Genomic DNA, 22573 nt, shown 5'->3' with positions numbered 1-22573 from the left:
GGCTAAACGCTTTCATGCAATGAACCATTTCGATGTCATAGTCATTGGCGGCGGACATGCCGGGTGCGAGGCTGCAGCGGCGTCCGCGCGCACCGGGCTGCGCACCGCGCTTGTCACATTTGACGCCGCGACGCTTGGTGCGATGAGCTGCAACCCGGCCATCGGCGGGCTGGGCAAGGGCCACCTGGTGCGGGAGGTTGATGCTTTTGACGGCCTGATCGGTCGCGCAGCAGACGCAGGCGCGATACACTACCGCATGCTCAACCGTTCCAAGGGAAGCGCGGTTCAGGGTCCGCGCGTTCAAGCGGATCGCAAGCTGTTCAAACGCGCCGTGCAGGCGATGCTGGCGCAATTGGAAAACCTGCACGTGGTGGAAGGAGAGGCGAGTGAGCTGATCCTTTCCGGTGATCGCGTAGGGGGAGTTCGACTTTCCGACGGATCAGAGCTTCGGTCCAACGCCGTGATCCTGTGTACCGGCACATTCCTTGGCGGCACACTCTTTCGCGGTGAGGAGCGTTTGGAGGGTGGCAGGATAGGAGAGAACTCCGCGCAGAAGTTGGCGGAACAGCTTCGCGGCGCGGAACTTCCGATGGCTCGGCTTAAGACAGGCACGCCCCCAAGACTCGACGGGCGAACTATTGATTGGGCGCGCTTGCAAGAGCAGCCGTCTGACGCGGAGCATTGGACGATGTCCGATCTCACCACGCGGCGCGTCAACCCCCAGGTGTTCTGTGCAATCACGCGGACCAATCCCCGCGCGCATGATATCATCGCACAAAACCTTGACCGTTCACCACTATTCAGCGGCGCCATCGATGCGGCCGGACCACGCTATTGCCCATCGATCGAGGACAAGATCCATCGTTTTGCCGATAGGGACGGGCACCAGGTTTTTCTCGAGCCTGAAGGACTGGATACGCATCTGGTCTATCCAAATGGCATCAGCACGTCGCTTCCGGTTGATGTCCAACTCGGAATGCTTCGAGAGATGGAGGGTCTGGAACAGGTCGTCATGGAGGTGCCGGGCTACGCCGTGGAGTATGATCATATCGATCCACGCGCTCTGGGCCCGGACTTGCAACTGAAGGCCATTGGCGGACTTTATTGCGCTGGTCAGATCAATGGCACGACAGGCTATGAAGAAGCAGCCGCACAGGGGCTGATTGCAGGCTTGAATGCATCTGCTGCCATCCGTGAGCAAGCTCCGCCTGCTATAGATCGTTCAAACAGCTACATGGCCGTGATGATTGACGATCTCACCCTGCACGGCGTGAGTGAGCCCTATCGTATGCTCACGGCGAGGGCAGAGTACCGGCTGCGGTTGCGCGCCAACAATACGACTTCGCGGCTTACTCCTATTGCGCTGGAAAGTGGCTGCGTCGGTACTGAACGCGCGGAGTGGTTCGCTCGCCGTGAAGACGAACGTTCCACGTGGAACACCGCGCTGGCGCGCGAGATTTCTGCGACCGAATTGCACAGCGCGGGACTTCACTTGAAGAGAGACGCGGGGCGCAAGACCCTGTCGGAGTGGCTCTCCATGCCTGACATTACGCTTGCAAGTCTTACACCGTGGCTCCCTGCTGAGTGTGATACAAGTACGCCGCTGGCGGACGAGCTGGTCGAGGATGCAGCTTACGCACCCTATCTGGCACGCCAAGATGCAGAACTGCGTGATCTGCGCAGCAGCGAAGGCTTGCTCCTTGGAGAGGATTTTCCATTCGCCGAGGTTCCCGGACTGTCGAATGAGATGGTGGAGCGGTTGAGTACCGCTCAGCCGCATAATCTCGCAGCGGCAGGGCGCGTGCGCGGGATCACCCCTGCGGCGCTTGCGGCGTTGTTGGTTCATGCGAAGCGCCGGAACCAGGCGGCATGATCACGACAGAGGAACAGGCGCGCGCTTTCTGTGCCGAAAGGTGCGACGCTGGCGCGATTGACCGCCTTGAACGCTTCACACCGCTTTTAGCTGAAGAGAATGAGCGGCAGAACCTCGTGTCCAAGCAGAGTTTGTCAGAAGTCTGGACCCGCCACATTGCGGACAGTTTGCAATTGCTGGACCATGTTCCACGTGGAATAGAGCCATGGCTGGACCTAGGCACCGGCGCAGGCTTCCCCGGTTTGGCAATAGCGATAGTGCGGCCCGATATGCCCATGATCCTTGTCGAATCGCGCAAGCGTCGGGTTGAATGGCTAAAGCGGATTTGCGATCAATTTGCGCTGACAAACTGCACTGTTTTGGGCGCACGTCTCGAAAGTGTGGAAAGCCGCGATGTGGGTGTTATAACAGCGAGAGCCTTTGCTCCCCTTGGTAAACTGCTTGAGTTATCCGCACGCTTTTCCACACGCTCTACCGTGTGGTTATTGCCGAAAGGCCGCAGGGGAGCGATGGAACTGTCAGAGCAACCTGCAGGGATCCAAGAAATGTTCCACGTGGAACAATCGGCCACCGATCCCGACGCAGGGATCTTAATCGGCAAGGGGAGGCCTACGCTTCGATGATCGTCATAGCCATTGCCAATCAGAAGGGCGGGGTGGGAAAAACCACCTCTGCCATCAACGTCGCAACGGCGATGGCCGCGAGCGGATGGCGTACCTTGCTGGTCGATCTCGATCCGCAGGGCAATGCGTCCACGGGCGTGGGGTTGGGCTCAGCAGAGCGAGATATGTCGAGCTACGACGTGCTTGTGGACCAAGTGCCGGTTGAAGAATGCATAGTGGCATCGACCATTCCCGGCCTTGATCTGCTGCCAGCCACGGTGGACCTCAGTGGCGCCGAGATCGAGCTGGTGAATGTTGAAGAGCGCACCCATCGCCTCCGCCGAGCATTCGCTAATCACACGGGCCACGACATCTGTTTCATTGATTGCCCGCCTTCGCTGGGCCTCCTGACGCTGAACGCATTATGCGCCGCCGATACACTGTTGGTACCACTACAATGCGAATTTTTCGCCTTGGAAGGCCTTAGCCAGCTGTTGCAGACGGTTGAACAGGTGCAGCAGCGGTTCAACCCTGATCTCGGCATTATCGGTGTTGCGCTGACAATGTTCGATCGCCGTAACCGGTTGACCGATCAGGTTTCCGACGATGTGCGGGAGTGCCTGGGAGATCTGGTCTTCCAGTCCGTGATCCCGCGCAATGTCCGTTTGTCGGAGGCTCCGAGCCATGGGCTTCCCGCATTGATTTACGACCATTCATGCCCCGGCAGCCGTGCATATATGGCGCTGGCGCGAGAGCTGATTGGACGCCTGCCCGAAGAGAGGAAAGCGGCATGAGCAAAGCGAAGAACGCCGCAGACGATAGCGATACCGAGAATACCGTGACATCTCGCCCGCCCGCACCACGGCGCAAGCTGGGCAAGGGGTTGGGCGCGCTGATGGGTGATATGAAGCGTGAGGAGCCCTTGGTCTCACCGGGCTCAGCGGGTTCATCATCATCTGGCGGTTCAAGCGATAGCGCGCCGCGTGCTGATGGGCTGGCGATGTTGGCAATTGCCGATATCGAACCGCATCCCGATCAGCCACGCACCCATTTCGATGATGAAACGCTGGCCGAGCTTGCCGCATCAATTGCATCGCGGGGCGTGATCCAGCCTGTCATCGTTCGGCCGACCGATACGGGCAAATATCAGCTTGTTGCCGGCGAACGTCGCTGGCGTGCGTCTCAAAAGGCGCAAATGCATGAGATTCCAGCGATAATCCGCGAACTGGACGATCGTGACGTCATGGCGCTGGCGCTGATCGAGAATGTTCAGCGCGAAGACCTGAACCCTGTCGAAGAGGCGAGGGCGTATCAGCGCCTCTCCGATCTGGAAGATATGACGCAGGCCGAAATTGCCGGCCTAGTGGAGAAATCACGCAGCCACGTGGCCAATCTCCAGCGTTTACTCTCACTGCCGGAGGGTGTGCTGGATCATCTGCAGGCTGGCCGCCTCGACATGGGTCATGGCCGTGCACTGATCGGTCTGGATGAGGCAACGGAAATTGCCGACAAGGCGGTGAAGGAGAATCTCTCCGTTCGCGATGTGGAGAAGCTTGCGCGCAAGGCCCGCAATGGTGGGGAGGCTCCGGTCCGTCGGCAGGCGCGGCCTTCGCGCGATCCGGCGCAGGACGCTGACATTGCGGCGGTGGAGAATCACCTTGAAGAATTTCTCGGCCTGCCTGTGAAGATCACCGCAGATGACGATCCAAGATCAGGCTCCGTTACCGTGCGGTTCCGCACGTTGGATCAGCTGGATCTGATCTGCCAGCGCCTTACCGGCGGGGGAATTTAAGCCACCGCCCGCGGAGGCGACGCGTTATTTGACGCGTGCAGTTTTGCCGCTTGGTTGTGGGCGAGGGATGATCCTGCTTGCCGGGCGCGGAGCGGGTGCCGGCTGCTCAACCTCGACCCATTCTTCGCGAACTGTGGTGGTGCATTCCGGGCCGTGACGGTTGTGGTGATGGCCATGGGACGGGCCAACCGCACTGCTCATTTCGTAACGCCGCAGATAGGCATCGCAATAGCGGGCAGCCCAAAGCTCGTTGGCGTCCATTTCGCGATATGCGTAACCATCATCTTCGTCTGCGGAATCTATGGCCGATCCGATCACCGCGCCGGCGACACCGCCAAGCCCAGCGCCGATCAGGGTGCCAGCAAGTCGGCTGCCGTCGTCATCGATGCGATTTCCTGCAAATCCGCCTACCACTGCGCCCAGCAATCCGCCGATCAATCCGCCGCCGATATCATCGTCCCTGTCGTGATAGCGGGCGTAGCCACCTTGGTCTGCCATCAGCAGGCGGCAGTCCGAGAGCCAGGCTTCTCTTTCGGCCAATGTGTACGCCAACCGACCATCCGGCGATGCGGCGAGGCCCAGCTGGCTTGCGGCGCCTTGAATTTCGTAACCGCCGTCGTCACCACGCCATCCGCTGTCACCAAATGTGAAAGTGCGGCCGTCATCGGTGATGAAGCGGCCTTCGCCCACAAACCTGCCGACATACTCGCCTTCCAAGACTTCCCCGCTGGGCGTGGTGTAGCGGCCAGTCCACGTGCCTCGCCAGCTATCGTCGGCTGACCAGTCCCCCTGCCATTCGCCATCGTAAGCTCCTGATATGCCGTTATTTTCGACATAATCTGCCTGGATCACGGGCTCGTCCTGCGCGGCGGCCGGTGTGGCAACTGCCATCAGGGCTGCGCTGGAAAGCAGCAAGGTAAAGCGGGTCGACATCGTGCAGGGTTCCTCATGAGGAATCGGGCCAAGGCCCGGTTAACCCCATATTTACCTACGAAACACGCGGGAATCCCAGAGTTTCTGGAAAGCTGTCCCGTTCAGGGGCAGGATGCGCTGGTCACACGCGGTCGGAAAGCATCCTTGCAAGGCTTTCGATACCGGCACGGTCATCCTCGTCGAAGCGGGAGAGATCCGGACTGTCGAGATCAATTACGCCCTTTACCGCCCCATCCTTCACGATGGGAACGACAAGTTCGGATCGGCTGCGCGCGTCGCAGGCGATATGGCCGGGGAAGGCTTGCACATCCTCCACCAACTGCGTTTCACCGGTTTGCGCGGCAACGCCGCACACGCCCACACCAAGGGGAATACGGATGCAAGCCGGCCTGCCGGTGAATGGCCCTAGAACCAGCTCCCCATCCACCATGCGATAGAAACCTGTCCAGTTGCAGTCGGGCAGAAACTCGCCCAGCAGGGATGCGACATTCGCCATATTGGCGACGCCATCGGGCTCATCCGACGTCAAGGCATCAGCCGCGCTCAGCAGCTCCTGATATAGCTCTGCCTTGCTGGCATCGGGATCGGGTGTGAAATCGAACATGGACACGCCCTTAGCTGGCAAAGAGATTGCCGCAAAGCCGGACCTCGCGTAATCCTGCCGATATGAGCACTATGAAGAAGATCATCATCGCAATCGTCGTTCTGCTGCTGCTGGCAGCGGCTGTTATCTGGTGGATGTTCCAGGGAGAACCGGCCACTTTCACACTGGAAGAGACGACCGGTACAGAGCCGGTGCTGGCCGCGCCGGACCCGCAGACTGTGCCCACGGTAGAGATCGCCAAGCCGATCGGCTGGCCCGAAGGCGCGGCTCCGCAAGCGGCGGAGGGGCTGGTGGTGAATCGGTTTGCCGAAGGTCTTGATCATCCCCGTGTGATTTACTCCATGCCCAATGGCGATGTGCTCGTCACTCTCACGCGCGCGCCCGAAGGCGAAGTAAGCGGCGGATGGCTCACCAATTTCATCGCTGGCATCCTGTTCAGCGAAGCGGGGTCCTCCGGACCATCGGCGAACCAGCTTGTTCTGCTGCGTGATACCGATGAGGATGGCGTTGCGGACGAGCGTCACATCCTGCGCGAGGACGATCTTGATTCGCCCTCCGGCATCGCCTGGGCCGATGGCAAGCTTTACATCGCCAATCACAACGCGGTGCTGCGCTTCGATTACGAGGAGGGTGCGAACGTGGTGTCGGGCGCTCCGGAAAAGCTGGCCGATCTGCCGCCCGCCGGAAACCACTGGATGCGCAATATCATCCTTTCCGAAGATGGAGAGCGGCTGTTTGTCGCTGTCGGTTCCGCCTCCAACATCGGCGAAGGCGGCATGGATATCGAGGAAGGCCGCGCCGCCATTCACGAGCTGAATGTGAAAACGGGCCAGGCACGGCTGTATGGTGCGGGCCTTCGCAATCCCAATGGCATGGCGTTCAACCCCTGGACCGGAGAGCTTTGGACAACCGTGAATGAGCGCGACATGCTGGGATCGGACCTGGTGCCGGATTATATGTCTAACGTGCCCATCGGCGTGCATTACGGCTGGCCGTGGGTTTATTACAACGACGTGATCGATGAGCGGGTGGAAGCGCCGATGCCGCGTTACCTCACCGAATATACCCGCACGCCGCAATATGCGCTGGGCGCGCATGTCGCCGCGCTGGGCATGGTGTTTACCGAAGAAGGCAGCAAGATGGGTGACATGTTCGGGCAGGGCGCTTTTGTTGCCCGCCACGGTTCATGGAACCGCATTCCTGCGTCGGGCTATGACGTGGTCTTCATTGAATTTGACGAGCGGGGCAATCCCGTTGGCGAACCGCGCAGCGTGCTGGCCCCCTTCCTCGCCCGCGAGGGAGAGACTTTTGGTCGGCCGACATGGGTGGAGTGGGACCGTACCGGCGGCCTGTTGGTGAGTGATGACACCGGCAACATCATCTGGCGCGTTACTGCACCCGGCGCCACCGGAGCCGCCGCGATTGAGCGCAACACTGGCGATCGCCTGCCGCCGCGCCGCCAGTTGACGGACGACCCCTCCCGCGCATTTGAGGAAGGCGCCATCGATCCCAGCGATATCATGTAATCGCGGCGGGCGTGTTGCTCTCAGGAGAGCGGTTTCCCGGCGCGCCCCGCTAGTTCCGTGATGAAATGCCAGGCGATGCGGCCAGATCGGGCACCGCGACGCTTGGCCCATTCCAGTGCCTCGCCCTCATCCAGATCCAGGCCGTATTGCTGCGCATAGCCGCGCAGGATTTCAAGGTAATCATCCTGGCTGGCGTTGTGGAAGCCCAAGGACAGGCCGAAACGGTCCGCCAGCGCCAGATTGTCATCCACGGCGTCTCTCGGATTGACCGGGTCGTCCTGCTCGGCAGCATGGCGTGACAGGATGGCGCGCCGGTTTGCGGTAACGGCGATGCGCACATTGTCGGGCCGCGCTTCCACTCCGCCGTCCAGCCAGCTGCGCAAATGGCGCGGGGTGGCGGTATCGGTTTCGGCAAAGCCAAGATCGTCGAGGAAGACGAGGAAGTTGCGCTGCACACCTGCCAGCTGCATAAAGAGGGCGGGCAGGGATGCCACCGCATCGGTCGCCACCTGAACCAGCGCGATATTGCCGCCCTGATCCTGCGCACTCGCAATTGCGGACCGCAGCAGTGCGGATTTGCCCATCCCGCGAGAGCCCCACAGCAGCATGTCATGCGCCGGATCACCCTTGGCCAAACGCTGTATGTTGCGGACCACGGCAGCCTTCTGCTTGTCCACGCTGCGCAGCAGATCGAGCGCGGGTGCATCGATCTTCGCGATGCCTCGGGCCCCGGTGGCATCCCAGACATAGGCAGGGGATGCACACCAATCGACATCGTTCATCGCGCCGGGGGCAAGATTTTCCAGCGCTTTGGCAATTCGGGCGAGGAGTTGGGCTTGGTCTTCCATCGCGATCGTCCCTATAGCCGAGCGTCATGAGCGGCAAGCAAACGACCATTTCGCCTGATAAAGAGGGCATTGCGCGCGCGGCCGATATCCTGCGCGATGGCGGCCTTGTCGCCATGCCGACGGAGACGGTTTACGGCCTTGCCGCAAGGGCGGACAGGCCGGACGCGGTCGCGGAGATCTACCGCACGAAGGGCAGGCCGGATTTCAATCCGCTGATCGTTCACGTCGCTTCCCCGGAAATGGCGCGAAAGCTGGCGATTTTCAATTCCGCGGCGGAGCAGTTGGCTGACACATACTGGCCCGGACCGTTGACGCTCGTCCTCCCACTAAGGGAGGGGGCCGATATCGTCCCGGCGGTGACGGCGGGGCTGGGCACCATCGCGCTGCGGCAACCGGCACATCCCATCGCCGCGCGATTGCTGCGTGAACTGGGCATTCCACTGGCCGCACCATCGGCCAATCGCAGCAATGGAGTGAGCCCCACCCATTCCGATCATGTGTTCGCCTCCTTTGGCGGCCAGTCACCCCCGGTGCTGGATGGTGGTGCTTGCGATGCTGGCCTCGAATCCACCATCGTGGCCCTTGATACAGACGGCGGCTGGCGGTTGTTGCGACCGGGGCCGATCACGGCAGAAGAATTGACGGAGACGCTCGGCCCGCCAGAAAAGTCGCGCGGCGCGACTATTGAGGCGCCCGGCCAGCTCAAGAAACACTATTCTCCCGGAAAGCCCGTACTACTGGGCCGTATCCGCGCCGACCAAGATGGCTTCATGATCGGGTTTGGTGAAGTTGCGGGCGATGTGAACCTGTCTGCCACCGGCGATCTGGCGGAGGCCGCATCACGGCTTTTCGCGGCGCTGCATCAGGCCGCGGCATCGGGTTGCAAGGCCATATATGTCGCGCCGATCCCGGCAGAGGGGATGGGCCGGGCGATTAATGACAGGTTGGAGCGCGCCGCCGCGCCCTAGGGTTCGGGCTCTACCGGTACGGAAGGCAGCAGCGCCTCGATCTCCTGCCGGGTGGCCACGGCATCACGGCAGGCGCGATCGTTTCCGGCCAAGCAGTCGTCCTCGAGTTTATCAAGGTCTTCGGTCAATTCACCCAACCGCTCTTCCCGGCGGCGAATTTCCCGGCCGCGCGCGCGATCGGCTTCATCTTGGCTGGTGGTGGCCCAATCGGCCACTTTGGCTCCGGCCCGAACAGGCGCAGTCGCAATGTCGAAGGCTGTCTTTGCTACGCAGCCACTCAATGTCAGCGCTGCCATAATGGCAAGAGTCAGCGAAGATTTCGTCATTTGCGGATCCGCTACAGGAGATTTGTCCATCATGGATGGGCAAATGACTGTTTGCAATACGTATTGCGGCTGGCCGCCCCAGGATACGTCGGAGTGGAGGTCCGCCTATCCATCTTCGCAAATAAGTTCTCCTGAACCGATACTTTTGCGTTCACACGTCGCCGATCCACGCACGCGCACCGTGCCGGAGCCTGCCAGATTGGCGTGAACTTTCCCGTCCGACGCGAATTCAGCGTTTCCCGAACCGGCGATGGTGACCTCCGCATCGTCAACCTGAAGGCCCGCCATATCCGCCTTGCCGCTGCCGGCCATGTTCAACTCGAGATCCCGCGTGGTGCCTGACGCACTGAGCGTGCCGCTGCCCCCCACTGTCACCTCCATCTTCGTCGCAGCAATGCTGGCGGCGGTAACCGTGCCGGAACCGGCGATGACGATTTCCGCTTTTTCGGCCATGCCATCGGTGTTCATCGTGCCCGATCCGGCCATCACCAGCGTTTCAGGCGCGGGCATGGTGATGTTTACGGTGGCCGTGCCATCGTCGCTGCTCCAGTCACCGTTCTCCCGATGGATCACCAGCGCATCGTCCTTGAATGAAAAACGCATCCTGTCACGCGCCCCCGAAGTGCCCTCCACGTCAATGTCGAATTCGTCCCCGGTGGTGATCATTACCGTGTCGGAACCGGCCAGCACCACGCCGGATGGTGCACCGCCGCTCATATCAAGCTCCGCCAGCGGCACGCCGTCGGTATCGATATCCACGTCCAGATTATCGCAGCCACCCAACACGGTTGCCGCCGCCAGCGCTGTCAAAGTGGCCGCCTTGCTGAAGAAAGTCTCGAAACCCATTCCCCACTCCTGTCCTTTGCGTGTTACCCGAACAATACACTGATGCGGGTATTTTCGCAAAGCCGCTGGTCGAGCCGGCTTCTCCGTTGGCAGACTGAGGGCATGCGGTGAGGCAAAGAGAAACGGGCCGCTCGCGCAATGCGAACGGCCCCTTTTCAGTCACCAACCCGTCTTGCGACAGGAATCAGGCGTCTTCGGTGTTCTCGTAATATTGCGGCGCATGCTCTTTCAGCACGTCGAGAATCTTGGTGAGCGCGGTCGGCTCATCGGTTTTCTCCATCGCCGCCAGTTCGCGCGCAAGGCGAGAGGATGCTGCCTCGAAAATCTGCCGCTCCGAATAGCTCTGCTCCGGCTGGTCTTCCGGGCGGAACAGGTCGCGCGTCACTTCGGCGATGGATACCAGGTCGCCCGAATTGATCTTCGCTTCATATTCCTGGGCGCGGCGGCTCCACATGGTACGCTTGACCTTGGGCTTGCCCTTCAGCGTTTCCATCGCTTCCTTCAGCGTCTTGTCGCTGGAAAGCTTGCGCATGCCGATGCTTTCGACCTTGTTGGTCGGCACGCGCAGGGTCATGCGTTCTTTTTCGAACCGGAGCACGTAAAGTTCGAGCTGCATCCCGGCAATTTCTTCATTCTGCAGTTCGATCACACGGCCAACGCCGTGCTTTGGGTAAACAACGTAATCGCCAACTTCAAAGGCGGTCGCATTCGCGGCCATGGACATTCCTTTCTTAAGGAGGTTCCGCAGCTGAAAAGCTCTCTCTGCGCCGCAAATTCTCGCGACGTTTGTTGAGTGCCGTTCCTGTAGCTAAAAGCGGAGACCTGCCTTCCTATCCGCCTGCCGATCCGTGAAGATCGTGCAGTTGGCGGATTATATAGCACATTCTCTGGTCAATTGCGAGTCTTGCAATTCACTTGGGCTTTGCTGCCTTCAGTCGGACCGGGATTGCGTGGTGACCGCAGCAATTTCAGCGCCGAACAGAAGGACATAGGCCGATAGATACAGCCAGGTCAGCAGCACGATCACCGCGCCAAGCGATCCGTACGTCGCGTTGTAGCTGCCGAAATTGGCAACGTAGAAGCCGAATGCCAGCGTCAGCAGCACAAGGCCGGCACTGGCCACCAGCGCGCCGGGCAGGACATCGCGATAGGTGGGCGTAATGTCGTTCGGAACTTTACGATAAAGGGCGGCTGCCCCAACTGCGCCAAGCCCGGCGAGAACGACGTGCGTGGCAATCTGCCCCAATATCTTGCCAGCGCCAGACAGGCTGGGGATCAGATCGGTGATCGCCGCCGTCGCCGTCAGGGCCACGGCCACCAACCCCATACCCACAATTGCGCCCACCGTAATGGCAAGTGCCAGCAGGTTCGCCCGCAGAAATCCGCGGCTCTGCGTATCGTTGAAAGCCAAGGAAATTGCCGTGATCACCGCGCCTGCACCATTGCGCGCACCGAACAGGGCCAGGGCAATTGCCAGCAGCAGACCAAGTCCCTTGGCGGTGCCGGAGGTCTGGACCATCGATTTCAGCTGCCCGCCGATAAGCTCGGCTGCAGATTGCGGCAGGCTGGATGCAAGCGACCTGATGTCCTGCGCAACCGATGCCGGATCGGCCACCAGCCCATAGGTGAGCACGATGGCCGCCAGCAATGGCACCATGGCAAGAAAGGCGTAATAGGCAACGCCCGCCGCGAGGATGGAGATATTGTCCTTGGCGGAAGCGGCCCAAGCGCGATTCAGTTTATCGAGAATGCCCATTACCCGCCAACGCAAACAGCGGCGATTGGTTCAAAGCCGACAGAACTCAATCGCCTTCGCCCGGCTCCTCGGAGAAGAATTTCTCGAACTTGCCCTCTTCGCCCTTATGCTCATCAGCATCGGCGGGCGGGTCCTTCTTTTCGGTGATGTTCGGCCATTCGGCGGAGAACTTCGTGTTGATCTCCAGCCATTTCTCGATGCCGCCTTCGGTATCCGGCAGAATCGCCTCTGCCGGGCATTCGGGTTCGCACACACCGCAATCGATGCATTCGGACGGGTTGATGACGAGCATGTTGTCGCCTTCGTAAAAGCAATCCACCGGGCAGACTTCAACGCAGTCTGTGTACTTGCATTTGATGCAGGCGTCGGTGACGACATAGGTCATTGGTTCGTTCGTCCTTCATGCTCGGCCATGCGTGGCCGCGATTCGGCCCCTGCTATGGCGATAGACGGTCTAGCGTCAAGCTCCCGATAGTGTGTGCGGGCCTCTTTTGCCGGGCCGCGCCGTTCCGGAAGGCTCTCCAGCGCGATAACGCGAACCCCGCGTCCGATCGGCAGGGTCAGCACATCGCCGACTGTCATGCCGCGATCGGCACGGGTTACGCGCTGCCCGTTGCAGCGCATGTGCGCGTCCGCGATCCAGCGCTGGGCAATCGTGCGGCTTTTGGCAAAGCGTAGCCGCACGAGGAGCAGATCGAGCCGCATCAGCCCTTTTTAAGCAGGTCCGCAAGCCCTGCGAATGCTTGCCCGCCATCGCCCTTTGGCTCGCGCCGGGCTGGTACGGGCTCGGACGGGTTTGCATTTCTGCCACCCTTGCCCTTAAAATCCTTGCCCTTGAAATCTTTGCCCTTGAAATCTTTACGGGGCTTGCGCGGGCCACGATCTGTTTTCCTGGGTGCGAAGTCCTTGCGCGGGGCACGCCAGGTCCAGGCAACGGGCTGCGGCGGCCCGAGTGCACCCTCAGCCAGTTCCACCGGCTGGCCCGGGCGGAAGCCCGCATCGCGCATCAGGCTGCGGAAACTTTCGGGTAGCAGACCCATGCTGGTTGCCAGCGCGCTATCGACGCGGAACCCGCGTGCATCCTTACTCTGTGGAGCCTTGGCGCGGCTTTCATGCGCGGCGCGGAACAGCTTTTCCGCCATGTCGATACGAATGGCCTGCTTGCCAGCGCGGCGATACCCTGCGGCAAGCTGGTTTTCACCATCATGCACGGCTTCCATCGCGTCTCTAACCGGGCGGTTATCGATGCCCAGACGTTTGAGAAGCTGGCGCGGGGCGGGCTTCAGCAAGGCTGGCACGAAAACGTCCAGCGATCCGATGGTGACGCCAAGGCGGCGCAGGAAAGGGCGCTTTTCCTTGGGCACATGGGCAAGGCCTGCATCTTCGCGCCTGGTCGTGCCGTTGCGATCCGCCAGCGTCAGGAGCAGCGCGCGCACTTCGGTGCCGGCCTCGGGATCTGTCGCGGCATCTTCCAGCGCGCGGAGCGGGGCGAGCGGGGCAAGCTGTTCTTCCAGCCAGAGTTGCAGCGCATCCTCCAGCCGGGTGCGATGCGCAGGGTCGAGCTGGCCCAGCTCCTTTGCCATGAGGAGGCGAGGGCGGCTGGGGCTCTTTCCCTTCTCCAGCTGCGCCACGGGCTGATCACCCCGAAGGATGCACCCGTTCTCGATTCGCAGTTCGCCCAGCTCATCCGCGACCAGCTTCTGCGCCTTTTGCGCCAGCAGGCTGGCCATGTGCTTTTCCGCAGCGGCAAGCATCAGCTTGCGCTCTTCGCTGCTGGCATCGGCATCAACCACGAAGCGGAAGCCATCGAGATGGCCGATCGGCTGATCCTCCACGGTAACCTGGCCATCGTCTTTCAATTCAACGCGCAAAAGTCCTGCATCCTTTCCCATACCCTTCATCAATACCGATGTTCGCCGATTTACGAAACGTTCCGTGAGCTTCTGATGCAATGCATCCGACAATTTCGCTTCGGCAGAGCGCGCCCGCGCAGCCATTTCATCGCGGGCCAGCACCCAGTCCGGCCTCTGGCAGATATAGGCCCAGCTGCGAATGGCGGACAGGCGGCCCTGCAGCGTGTCGATATCGCCGGAAGGATTGTCCAGCTCTGAAATGCGGGCGGCCACGTAGTCCGCGCCGATGTAATCATGGCGCAGATCGCTCCACAGGCGGGCCACGAAGCGGGCGTGCGCATCCGCGCCCTGCTGGCGGAAATCCGGCAATTGGCATGCTTCCCAGAACCGGCGGACATTTCCCGCTGTCTTGACGTCTGCGGCGATATCGGGCTGCTCCGCCAAGCGCTTCAGCACGGCGAGGTCTATGGCTTCCGGCGCCAAAGCCAGGCCTTCTTCCATCGGGCGCGATTCCAGATCGCCGATCAGCACATCGAGCGTATCGAAGCGGGGGTTCGGCTCTCGCCAGAACAGGTGCGTGACAGGCGCGAACTGGTGGTTCTCGATGGCGTGGATCTCGTCCTCGCTCAATTCCAGCGGGGCGCCGCGCCTGCTGCCCGACAGCGTGCCGAAGCTGCCATCGGTCTGGTGCCTCCCGGCGCGCCCGGCGATCTGCGCCATTTCGGCGGGCACCAGCCGGCGCTGCCGCAGCCCGTCGAATTTGGAGAGGGCAGCAAAGGCCACGTGGTGAACATCCAGATTGAGGCCCATGCCAATCGCATCGGTGGCGACGATGTAATCAACCTCACCGGATTGGAACAATTCCACCTGTCGATTTCGCGTTTGCGGTGAAAGTGCGCCCATAACAACCGCTGCACCCCCGCGAAACCGGCGCAGCAGTTCTGCCACCTGGTAAACCTGCTCGATTGAAAAGGCGACGATGGCAGAGCGCGGCGGCAGGCGGGAAAGCTTGGCACTGCCCGCGTGAGTGAGGGTGGAAAAGCGCGGCCTCTCCTCGATCTGCGCTTCTGGCACCAGCTTGCGCACCATCGGCTCCAGCGTGGAGGAACCGAGCAGCATCGTCTCCTCCCGCCCGCGCGCGTTCAGCAGTCTGTCGGTAAAGATATGGCCGCGCTCTCTGTCCGCGCCGATCTGCGCTTCGTCCAGCGCCACGAATGCCCGGTTGCCGCCGTTGCGGGGCATGGCTTCTGCGGTGCACAGGAAATAGCGCGCATTGGGCGGCTCGATCCGCTCCTCCCCCGTGATCAGCGCGCAGGCATCTTCGCCCTTGATGCGGCACACCTTATCATAAACCTCCCGCGCCAGCAGTCGCAGCGGAAAACCTATCGTGCCGGATGAATGTCCGCACATCCTCTCGATAGCGAGATGCGTCTTGCCGGTGTTCGTCGGGCCGAGGACCGCGCGGATGTGGCTGTCGGAGCGGAGAGAATTCACAGTGTTACATCACATGGCGCTTTGGCGTCTGCTGTGCAAGCTGACCGGGCGGCTTACCCCCGCAACCTCCACTCGGCGCTGGCGAGACGCGGTTCGCCGATGTTAAAGCGAAATTTACTTTATTGCTTCAGGCTTTCGAACAATTACAGTCGCGCCACGACACGGGGTGTAAGCCAAACCCTTGCGGCCAATCAGGAGGGCGCCTTGCCAACGGACGATGACAAGCAGGAGCAGGCTTCGGTGCCGCGCGATCACGCGCCCACCGAACTCACGCTCTCGCAAGTTCTGGACGAAGGCGAAGCCAGCCCGAAGCGCCGATCACGCAAGGCTGCCAGCATCTCCCAAAGCTATGGCAGCTGGCGCAATGCCGTGTCTGCGAAGCTTTCACGCGCGGATCTTGCGCCTGATCTTGGCCGCGATATCGGTTCTAAGCGATGGCTGCGCGGGGTTGCCACGCTGGTGGGGCTTTCCGCCGTCGCCATTGCCGGCTGGCCGGGATTTTCCACCGTGGAAGCCGCCCCAGCGATGCGTATCGATGACAGGGTTCGCGATGAATTTCGCAGCCAGATGATCATGCCACTGGCGCTGGGCGCAGATACGGGCCGCCGCATGGGCGCAACCATGGCGGTGCAACCGCTGGCCGCCGCGCCGGAACGGCCAAGCGTGGATCTTGTCGCCACGCTGGCGCAGGGCGACGGCTTTGACCGTATGCTGCGCCGTGCAGGCGTCAGCACGGGGGAGGCGCAACTCATTGCGCGCATGGTGGGCAACGCCGTCTCGCTGGATGAAATCGCTTCGGGCACGCCGGTGGATATCACGCTGGGCCGCCGCATCGCGCCTGACGCGCCGCGCCCCGTGGATGCACTGTCCTTCCGCGCCCGCTTCGATCTGCAACTGGTGGTGGAGCGGCGCAATGGCCAGCTGGTGCTGAACCCGCGCCCCATCAAGGTGGACACCACGCCGCTGCGCATCCGCGCCACGGTGGGGGATAGCCTGTACCGATCCGCCCGCGCTGCCGGTGCTCCGCCAAGCGCGGTGCAGCAATTCCTCCGCACGCTGAACGGCGATCTGGATATGGACCGCGAAATTGCCGCAGGCGACGAATTCGACATGATCGTGGATTATCGCCGCGCCGCCACGGGCGAGGTGGAGGTGGGCGATCTGCTTTACGCAGCCATCATCCGCGATGATCGCCCGCGCAAGCAAATGATGCGCTTTGGCCGGGAAGGCCGTTTTTACGATGCCGCGGGCGAGGGTGTGGTTCAGGAGGGGCTGATCGCGCCTGTGCCGGGCAGCATCTCGTCCCGCTATGGCATGCGTCGCCATCCCATCCTGGGCTATCGCCGCATGCATTCCGGGCTGGATTTCCGCGCCCGTCATGGCACGCCCATTTATGCCGCCACCGATGGCACGGTGAATTTCTCCGGCCGCAATGGCGGCTACGGCAATTTCGTGCGCATTCGCCACGGCGGCGGCCTGTCCACGGGTTATGCGCATATGAGCCGGATCGCCGTGCGCAATGGCGAATCCGTGCGGCGCGGGCAGGTGATCGGCTATGTCGGGTCAACCGGCCTCTCCACCGGGCCGCACCTGCATTACGAAATGTACCGCAATGGCAAGAAGATCGATCCAGCCAGCGTAAAGTTCGTCCAGCGCGCGCAGCTTTCGGCGCAGGAGATGGCAAATTTCCGCCAGCAACTGGTGCGTCTGCAAATGGTGAAACCGGGAGAGGCACTGTCCGATCTGGCGCCCGATCCCTCCATGACGCAAGAGCCGGTGCGAGAGATCGACCGGATCGAGAACCGCCAGGTCGTGAACTAGTCGGATTGCCCGCGCCGCGCTTTTGCGGCAGAGGTGGCGCCCGATGACACGCAGCTATCCCAACACCCGCCTTCGTCGCACCCGTGCCAGCGCATGGAGCCGTTCGATGCACCGCGAAACCGTGCTGACACCGGCGGATCTGATCTGGCCGCTGTTCGTCACCGATGGGCAGGGGGTGGAAGACCCCGTCGCCAGCCTGCCCGGCGTTTCGCGCTGGTCTGTTGATGGGATTGCAAGCCGCGCGAAAGAGGCGATGGAACTGGGCATTCCCTGCATCGCGCTGTTTCCCAACACCCAGCCCGAACTGCGCAGCACTGGTGGTGACGAGGCGCTGAACCCGGACAATCTGATGTGCCGAGCCATTCGCGCCGTGCGCGATGCCTGCGGCAGCGATATCGGCATTCTCACCGATGTGGCCTTGGATCCCTACACCACGCATGGGCAGGACGGGCTGCTGGATGATGCAGGCTACGTCGTCAACGACGATACCGTTGCCATGCTGGTGGATCAGGCGATCAACCAGGCGGAGGCGGGCGCAGACATTATCGCCCCGTCCGACATGATGGATGGCCGCGTGAAGGTGATCCGCATGGCTCTGGAGATGGGTGGGCATCACAATATCCAGATCATGAGCTACGCCGCGAAATATGCCTCCGCCTTCTACGGCCCGTTCCGCGATGCGGTGGGCTCTGGCGATCGGCTGGTGGGCGACAAGAAGACCTATCAGATGGATCCCGCCAATGCGATGGAAGCGCTGGCCGAGGTGGAAATGGACCTTGCAGAGGGTGCGGATAGCGTGATGGTGAAGCCGGGCCTCGCCTATCTTGACCTTATCTGGCGCGTGAAGCAGCGGTTCGAAGTGCCCGTATTCGCCTATCAGGTGAGCGGCGAATATGCCCTGCTGGAAGCGGGCGCCGCGGCCGGCGTGGGGGATCGCGACGCCTTGCTGATGGAAAAGCTGATCGCATTCAAACGCGCCGGGTGTTCCGGCGTTTTGAGCTATCATGCACCGGTGGCAGCACGTATTCTCAATGGCTGACTTCTCGCACCAGACGGATCGCCTGATCCTGCGCGACTGGCGCGCGGAAGACTGGCCGCGCTTCTGGCAGCTGACGAACACGCCTGCCGTGATGCGCTGGCTGGGCGGACTGGCGGACGATACGCTTCGCAACGGATCACAGGAGCGCCTTGAGAGTTATGCGCGCGATTTCGGCCACACCTTGTGGGTGATGCAGCGCAAGGACGATGGCGGTCACCTGTCGGGAGAGATGCTGGGCTTCTGCGGATTGAAGCGCGGCAATGTTGAGGGGTCACCCGTGTTCGGCATGGCGGAAGTAGGCTGGCGCATGCGGGAAGACGCCTGGGGCCATGGCTATGCAAAGGAAGCGGCGACGGCTTCTCTGGATCTGGGTTTTGGCAAGTTCGGCTATGACGAAATCGTCGCGCTGACGGTTCAGGGGAATGCGGCCAGCTGGGGCCTGATGCGGCGGCTGGGCATGAAACGCCGCGAAGATCTGGATTTTCAGGATGACCGTTGGGGGCCGGAGCTTAACCCCACGATAATCTACGCCATCACTGCGCAGGAGTGGGCGCAGCGCAGCAATGGCTGAAACCGCCGGGGCACCGCGGCGCTGGCTTTTCTCGGCAACGATCTTTGCCGGCAGTTTCCTGCTTTTCCTGGTGCAACCGATGGTGGCGCGCATGGCCCTGCCGCAATTGGGCGGCGCGCCCAATGTGTGGAACAGCGCCATGCTGGTGTATCAGGCGCTGCTTCTGGCAGGATATGCCTATGCCCACGCAATAGGGCGCTTTTCCGTGCGCCAGCAGGGGCTCATTCACCTCGGCGTTCTGGCCCTCGCTGGGCTTACCCTTCCACTGGCTCTGGCGCCCGTTGCCCAGCTGCAAACAGGGTGGGAAGTGCTGTGGGTGCCGTGGCTGTTCCTTTTGACCGTCGGCCCTGCGTTCTTTGCGGTTTCCGCGCAGGCCCCGCTGATACAACGCTGGTTTGCCGCGCACCCGCAGGCTGGAAATCCCTATCCGCTCTACGCCGCATCCAACCTCGGCAGCTTTGCCGGGTTGCTGACATATCCGTTGCTGGCCGAGCCTTTCCTCACCTTAGGCCAGCAAAGCTGGGGCTGGACCCTCGGCTATATCGCGCTGCTGGTGCTGATCGGCTTTGCCATATTCAATCGCCGCGATGCCGCACCAGATTTGCAGGAAGACGCGGCTGACGATGTCGCGGTGAACTGGAAGCGCAAGGCCCTGTGGCTGCTGTTGCCTGCGGTGCCATCGGGGCTGATGCTGTCGACCACGACATTTCTCACCACGGATATCATGGCGATCCCGCTGCTGTGGGTGATACCGCTGGGGCTCTATCTGCTCAGCTATACGGTGGCCTTTGCCCGGAAGCGCGGCATGGCGAAGGTCTTCCTTTTCCTCGCACCACTCGTGCTGTTGGTGGATGGCGGCATCGCCATGTTCGCCGCCGGGCGAGCCGATCTGCTGGCGGCGATTGCCAGCCTGCTGCTGCTGTTCGTGGTGGCGACGGCGCTGCACGCGCGGCTTTACGATCTGCGCCCAAGCCCGGCGCGCCTGTCGCAATTCTACCTTTACATGGCCGCTGGCGGAGCGTTGGGCGGCGTGTTCACTGCCATTCTTGCGCCACTGCTGTTTGACTGGACGTGGGAGCATCCGCTGCTGATCCTGGCGGCTGCGGCGCTGATACCCCTTGGCGTATGGCGCAGATTGCTGGGTTCGCTGACGAAGGACAGGCAATCGGCGCGCGTCATTCTGGTGGTCGGCGTGTTCCTCGTCTTCAATGCTGCGCTCCTGCTGTATGCGCGGGTGCAGACAGAGGCGGGCCTGGAGTGGATTGATTGGCTGGCGCTGCTGGTGATCCTGTGCCTTGCCATGGTGCTGGCAGCGCGCCGCCTGTCTTTCGTGCTGGCCTGCGCATCCCTGCTGCTGGCGCTGGGTGGCCTCAGCAATCTGATCGCCAGTGTGAATGGAGAGCGCCAGCGCAGCTATTTCGGCACCTATTCGATTACGCAGCGCGACGATGGCGTCAGGATCCTGATGCATGGCACCACCATCCACGGCATTCAGCGCGCCGGGGCCGCAGCGCAGGAGCCGACGGCATATTACGGCACCGGTTCCGGCGTAGGGCTGGCGCTGGCGCAGGCAGAGCGGATTGTTGGCCCCAGCGCGCGCATCGGCAGCATTGGCCTGGGTGTGGGAACGCTGGCCTGCTATCGCCAGCCGGGCCAGCGCTGGACCTTTTTCGAGATCGATCCGGAGATCGTGGCGCTTTCCCGCTCTGGCCAGTTCGGTTTTATCGAGGAGTGCGCGCCGGAGGCCAAAATGCTGATCGGCGATGCGCGCCTGCGGTTGCAGGATCTGCCGCCTGCCAGTTTCGATGTGCTGGTGATCGATGCCTTTTCGTCCGACGCCATTCCCCTCCATCTGCTGACGCTGGAAGCCACGGCGATTTACGAACGCGCCCTTGCGCCAGACGGGCTGCTGCTGTTGCACATTTCCAATCGCTATGTCCGGCTGGAGCCGGTTGTTGCCCGGCTGGCGGAAAAACGCGGGCTGTTTGCGATGGTGTGGCAGGATCAGCCGGACCGGCAAAAACACCTCTACCCCTCCACCTGGATTGCGCTATCACCGTCGCGCGGGCCGCTGGACAGGCTTTCTGTCATGGCCGACTGGCGCCTGCTTGCCCCGCCCGAAGGCCCCGTCTGGACGGATGATTACGCATCCGTTCTGCCCTACCTCGTCTGGGAGAATTTCTTGTGAGCCAGCACGATAACGCGATCAGCGACCCCCGCTTTCCCGGCGCCACGATCATGCCGTTCGAAGGCAAGGTGCCGCAAGTCCACCCCACCGCCTTTGTTGCGCCGGGAGCCCGGATCATCGGCGATGTCACCATCGGGGCGGAGGCCAGTGTGTGGTACAATTGCGTGCTGCGCGGCGATATCCATCGCATCGTGGTGGGCGCGCGCAGCAATGTGCAGGACGGCAGCGTCTTCCACGTAGAAGGTCCGCGACCCGATACCGAAGGAGAGCCCACGATCATCGGCGAGGATTGCGTTATCGGCCACATGGCGGTGGTGCATGGCTGCCAGCTTGCGGATCGGGCGTTCGTTGGCATGGGCGCGGTTGCCATGGATGGCGCGCGCATAGCCGAAGGCGGCATGCTGGGGGCAGGCGCATTACTCAGTCCCGGCAAGCAGATCGGACCGGGCGAAATCTGGATCGGGCGCCCGGCCAAATATTATCGCACGCAGGACGAAGCGCAGATCGCCAAGATCAAGTTCCAGACAGAGCGATATTGCAAGCTGGCGCAAAAGCATCTGGCACAGCTCAATGGCACGCCCGAAGACTGATTTCCCGCCTCCAGAAGAGATTCGCGCCCTTGCAGACAGCGAAGGCCGGCTGGCCGTGCGCGTCACCGCTGGCGCGCGGAGCGAGGGTGTAGAAGTCAGGGAAGGGCGCGTGCTGGTGAAAACACGCACGAAGCCGCAGGATGGCGCGGCGAATGCGGCAGTTGCCGCGCTGTTGGCAAAGGCGCTGGGCTGCGCGCCATCGGCGGTTCAATTGTTGCGCGGCGCAACTTCGCGGGACAAGAGCTTTCGCATCTGAAGCGCGGGGCCGATGTCTCGCGGGTCAGGAAGTCTTCCGCGCTGACAGCCGTTCGCTGAAGATCAGCAGCCCTGCCGCATAGACCACCGCCACCCACAGGCCCGCGCCGCGTGCATGCAATGTCACCACCACGCCCAGCACCGCGCCTGCCATCAGTGCCAGCCACAACAGCATGAAAGGGGACCAGCCGCCGCTGCGTCTGCCGCCCAACCTGTCTCCCAATGCCTGGCCCAGCCGTACCAATGCGCCCGTCATATATGTCAGGCCCACGGGGTTGCGGCGATTACCGCTGAGAGCGGTGTTGAGCGCGCCCATGGCGATAACGAGGCAGGCCAGCGAAGGCGTTTGCCAGCCAGACCCGCGTGCCGCCGCTGCTGCGGCCAGCAATGCGATGACAAGCGACAATACGCGCCGCTTGCGGCCATCCTCCCGCAAATCGCCAAGCCAGGTGCCCAGCGAAACGCCCAGAATAAAGCCCAGAATCAGCAAGGCGGGCACCAGCACACGTGGCGCGCCTGTGACAAGATCATGCGCAAACAGCGTCGTGTTGCCCGTCATGAAAGACACGAAATACCCGTCTACCTGCAGATATCCCGTCGCATCGACGAAACCGGCGAGCAGGGCGATGCCGATGGCCAGGCGGCGTCGGTCGGGGTCGAATCGTTCCATCGTCCCGCCCTAAGGCGT

At 62.0% G+C, this 22573-nt stretch carries 23 protein-coding genes; 12 read left to right on the top strand and 11 right to left on the bottom strand.

Annotated elements, in window-relative coordinates; genetic code table 11:
• Positions 1 to 19: 19 nt before the first annotated feature.
• The 4 genes from mnmG to GRF63_RS00290 are packed head-to-tail and all read left to right on the top strand — an operon-like array spanning position 20 to position 4267.
• Positions 20 to 1873: a tRNA uridine-5-carboxymethylaminomethyl(34) synthesis enzyme MnmG gene (gene mnmG / locus GRF63_RS00305; protein WP_160484035.1), complete on the top strand. Its 1854-nt coding sequence runs from the start codon at positions 20 to 22 to the stop codon at positions 1871 to 1873.
• Positions 1870 to 2496, top strand: a complete 627-nt coding sequence (gene rsmG / locus GRF63_RS00300) for a 16S rRNA (guanine(527)-N(7))-methyltransferase RsmG (protein WP_160484034.1) — start codon at positions 1870 to 1872, stop codon at positions 2494 to 2496. Before mnmG ends, rsmG begins: the two co-directional genes overlap by 4 nt.
• Positions 2493 to 3269 carry a ParA family protein gene (locus GRF63_RS00295; protein WP_160484033.1) on the top strand — a complete coding sequence of 259 codons (777 nt, stop codon included), beginning with the start codon at positions 2493 to 2495 and terminating at the stop codon, positions 3267 to 3269. The genes rsmG and GRF63_RS00295 overlap by 4 nt, the downstream gene beginning before the upstream one ends.
• Positions 3266 to 4267, top strand: coding sequence for a ParB/RepB/Spo0J family partition protein (locus tag GRF63_RS00290; protein ID WP_160484032.1), 1002 nt, complete (start codon positions 3266 to 3268; stop codon positions 4265 to 4267). Before GRF63_RS00295 ends, GRF63_RS00290 begins: the two co-directional genes overlap by 4 nt.
• Before the next feature lie 24 nt (positions 4268 to 4291).
• Here the strand turns inward: GRF63_RS00290 and GRF63_RS00285 are convergent, their stop codons facing one another.
• Positions 4292 to 5200: a glycine zipper 2TM domain-containing protein gene (locus GRF63_RS00285; RefSeq protein ID WP_160484031.1), complete on the bottom strand. Its 909-nt coding sequence runs from the start codon at positions 5198 to 5200 to the stop codon at positions 4292 to 4294.
• Positions 5201 to 5321: 121 nt separating this feature from the next.
• Positions 5322 to 5804: a GAF domain-containing protein gene (locus GRF63_RS00280; protein ID WP_160484030.1), complete on the bottom strand. Its 483-nt coding sequence runs from the start codon at positions 5802 to 5804 to the stop codon at positions 5322 to 5324.
• A 62-nt stretch (positions 5805 to 5866) separates the two neighbouring features.
• Here GRF63_RS00280 and GRF63_RS00275 point away from each other — a divergent pair, with 62 nt between their 5' ends.
• Positions 5867 to 7330, top strand: a complete 1464-nt coding sequence (locus tag GRF63_RS00275; RefSeq protein WP_160484029.1) for a PQQ-dependent sugar dehydrogenase — start codon at positions 5867 to 5869, stop codon at positions 7328 to 7330.
• A gap of 20 nt (positions 7331 to 7350) precedes the next feature.
• Here the strand turns inward: GRF63_RS00275 and GRF63_RS00270 are convergent, their stop codons facing one another.
• On the bottom strand, positions 7351 to 8178 hold the full coding sequence (locus tag GRF63_RS00270) for an ATP-binding protein (protein ID WP_160484028.1): 828 nt from the start codon (positions 8176 to 8178) through the stop codon (positions 7351 to 7353).
• Between the two features lie 26 nt (positions 8179 to 8204).
• Between GRF63_RS00270 and GRF63_RS00265 the strand changes: the two genes are divergently transcribed.
• Positions 8205 to 9146: an L-threonylcarbamoyladenylate synthase gene (locus tag GRF63_RS00265; RefSeq protein ID WP_160484027.1), complete on the top strand. Its 942-nt coding sequence runs from the start codon at positions 8205 to 8207 to the stop codon at positions 9144 to 9146.
• Here the strand turns inward: GRF63_RS00265 and GRF63_RS00260 are convergent.
• The 7 genes from GRF63_RS00260 to GRF63_RS00230 all read right to left on the bottom strand — a co-directional run bounded on the left by GRF63_RS00260 (position 9143) and on the right by GRF63_RS00230 (position 15421).
• Entirely contained in the window at positions 9143 to 9505 is a 363-nt protein-coding gene (locus tag GRF63_RS00260) for a hypothetical protein (RefSeq protein WP_337189586.1), read from the bottom strand. The two genes, GRF63_RS00265 and GRF63_RS00260, sit on opposite strands and share 4 nt — an antisense overlap.
• Positions 9506 to 9577: 72 nt before the next feature.
• The gene (locus GRF63_RS00255; protein WP_202131528.1) at positions 9578 to 10318 is read right to left on the bottom strand and encodes a head GIN domain-containing protein; all 741 of its coding nucleotides are present in this window, start codon (positions 10316 to 10318) and stop codon (positions 9578 to 9580) included.
• A 184-nt stretch (positions 10319 to 10502) separates the two neighbouring features.
• Positions 10503 to 11036: a CarD family transcriptional regulator gene (locus GRF63_RS00250; protein ID WP_160484026.1), complete on the bottom strand. Its 534-nt coding sequence runs from the start codon at positions 11034 to 11036 to the stop codon at positions 10503 to 10505.
• Positions 11037 to 11249: 213 nt separating this feature from the next.
• Complete coding sequence (locus GRF63_RS00245) at positions 11250 to 12074, bottom strand: YihY/virulence factor BrkB family protein (RefSeq protein WP_160484025.1); 825 nt, start codon at positions 12072 to 12074, stop codon at positions 11250 to 11252.
• A gap of 46 nt (positions 12075 to 12120) precedes the next feature.
• Positions 12121 to 12459 (bottom strand): ferredoxin FdxA, encoded by a 339-nt coding sequence (fdxA, locus tag GRF63_RS00240; RefSeq protein WP_160484024.1) that lies wholly within the window; start codon positions 12457 to 12459, stop codon positions 12121 to 12123.
• Complete coding sequence (locus tag GRF63_RS00235; RefSeq protein ID WP_160484023.1) at positions 12456 to 12779, bottom strand: S4 domain-containing protein; 324 nt, start codon at positions 12777 to 12779, stop codon at positions 12456 to 12458. Before GRF63_RS00235 ends, fdxA begins: the two co-directional genes overlap by 4 nt.
• The gene (locus GRF63_RS00230) at positions 12779 to 15421 is read right to left on the bottom strand and encodes a helicase-related protein (RefSeq protein ID WP_419865938.1); all 2643 of its coding nucleotides are present in this window, start codon (positions 15419 to 15421) and stop codon (positions 12779 to 12781) included. Before GRF63_RS00230 ends, GRF63_RS00235 begins: the two co-directional genes overlap by 1 nt.
• Positions 15422 to 15625: 204 nt before the next feature.
• Here GRF63_RS00230 and GRF63_RS00225 point away from each other — a divergent pair, with 204 nt between their 5' ends.
• The 6 genes from GRF63_RS00225 to GRF63_RS00200 are packed head-to-tail and all read left to right on the top strand — an operon-like array spanning position 15626 to position 21886.
• Positions 15626 to 17242 (top strand): M23 family metallopeptidase, encoded by a 1617-nt coding sequence (locus GRF63_RS00225; protein ID WP_237392236.1) that lies wholly within the window; start codon positions 15626 to 15628, stop codon positions 17240 to 17242.
• A gap of 43 nt (positions 17243 to 17285) precedes the next feature.
• Positions 17286 to 18281 (top strand): porphobilinogen synthase, encoded by a 996-nt coding sequence (gene hemB / locus GRF63_RS00220; RefSeq protein ID WP_160484021.1) that lies wholly within the window; start codon positions 17286 to 17288, stop codon positions 18279 to 18281.
• Positions 18274 to 18852 (top strand): GNAT family N-acetyltransferase, encoded by a 579-nt coding sequence (locus GRF63_RS00215; protein ID WP_160484020.1) that lies wholly within the window; start codon positions 18274 to 18276, stop codon positions 18850 to 18852. The genes hemB and GRF63_RS00215 overlap by 8 nt, the downstream gene beginning before the upstream one ends.
• Complete coding sequence (locus GRF63_RS00210) at positions 18845 to 21040, top strand: spermidine synthase (protein WP_160484019.1); 2196 nt, start codon at positions 18845 to 18847, stop codon at positions 21038 to 21040. Before GRF63_RS00215 ends, GRF63_RS00210 begins: the two co-directional genes overlap by 8 nt.
• Before the next feature lie 50 nt (positions 21041 to 21090).
• Positions 21091 to 21630, top strand: coding sequence for a gamma carbonic anhydrase family protein (locus tag GRF63_RS00205; RefSeq protein ID WP_160485303.1), 540 nt, complete (start codon positions 21091 to 21093; stop codon positions 21628 to 21630).
• The gene (locus tag GRF63_RS00200) at positions 21611 to 21886 is read left to right on the top strand and encodes a DUF167 domain-containing protein (RefSeq protein WP_160484018.1); all 276 of its coding nucleotides are present in this window, start codon (positions 21611 to 21613) and stop codon (positions 21884 to 21886) included. The genes GRF63_RS00205 and GRF63_RS00200 overlap by 20 nt, the downstream gene beginning before the upstream one ends.
• Before the next feature lie 24 nt (positions 21887 to 21910).
• On the opposite strand, the gene GRF63_RS00195 is transcribed toward GRF63_RS00200, so the two are convergent.
• Positions 21911 to 22555 (bottom strand): YoaK family protein, encoded by a 645-nt coding sequence (locus tag GRF63_RS00195; RefSeq protein ID WP_160484017.1) that lies wholly within the window; start codon positions 22553 to 22555, stop codon positions 21911 to 21913.
• Between the last annotated feature and the right edge of the window lie 18 nt (positions 22556 to 22573).

This window comes from Aurantiacibacter rhizosphaerae, assembly GCF_009807005.1.
GTDB classification, from domain to species: Bacteria; Pseudomonadota; Alphaproteobacteria; order Sphingomonadales; family Sphingomonadaceae; genus Alteraurantiacibacter; species Alteraurantiacibacter rhizosphaerae.
The sequence above is the reverse complement of the archived record's forward strand: the minus strand, read 5'-3'. Positions and strand labels throughout refer to the sequence as shown.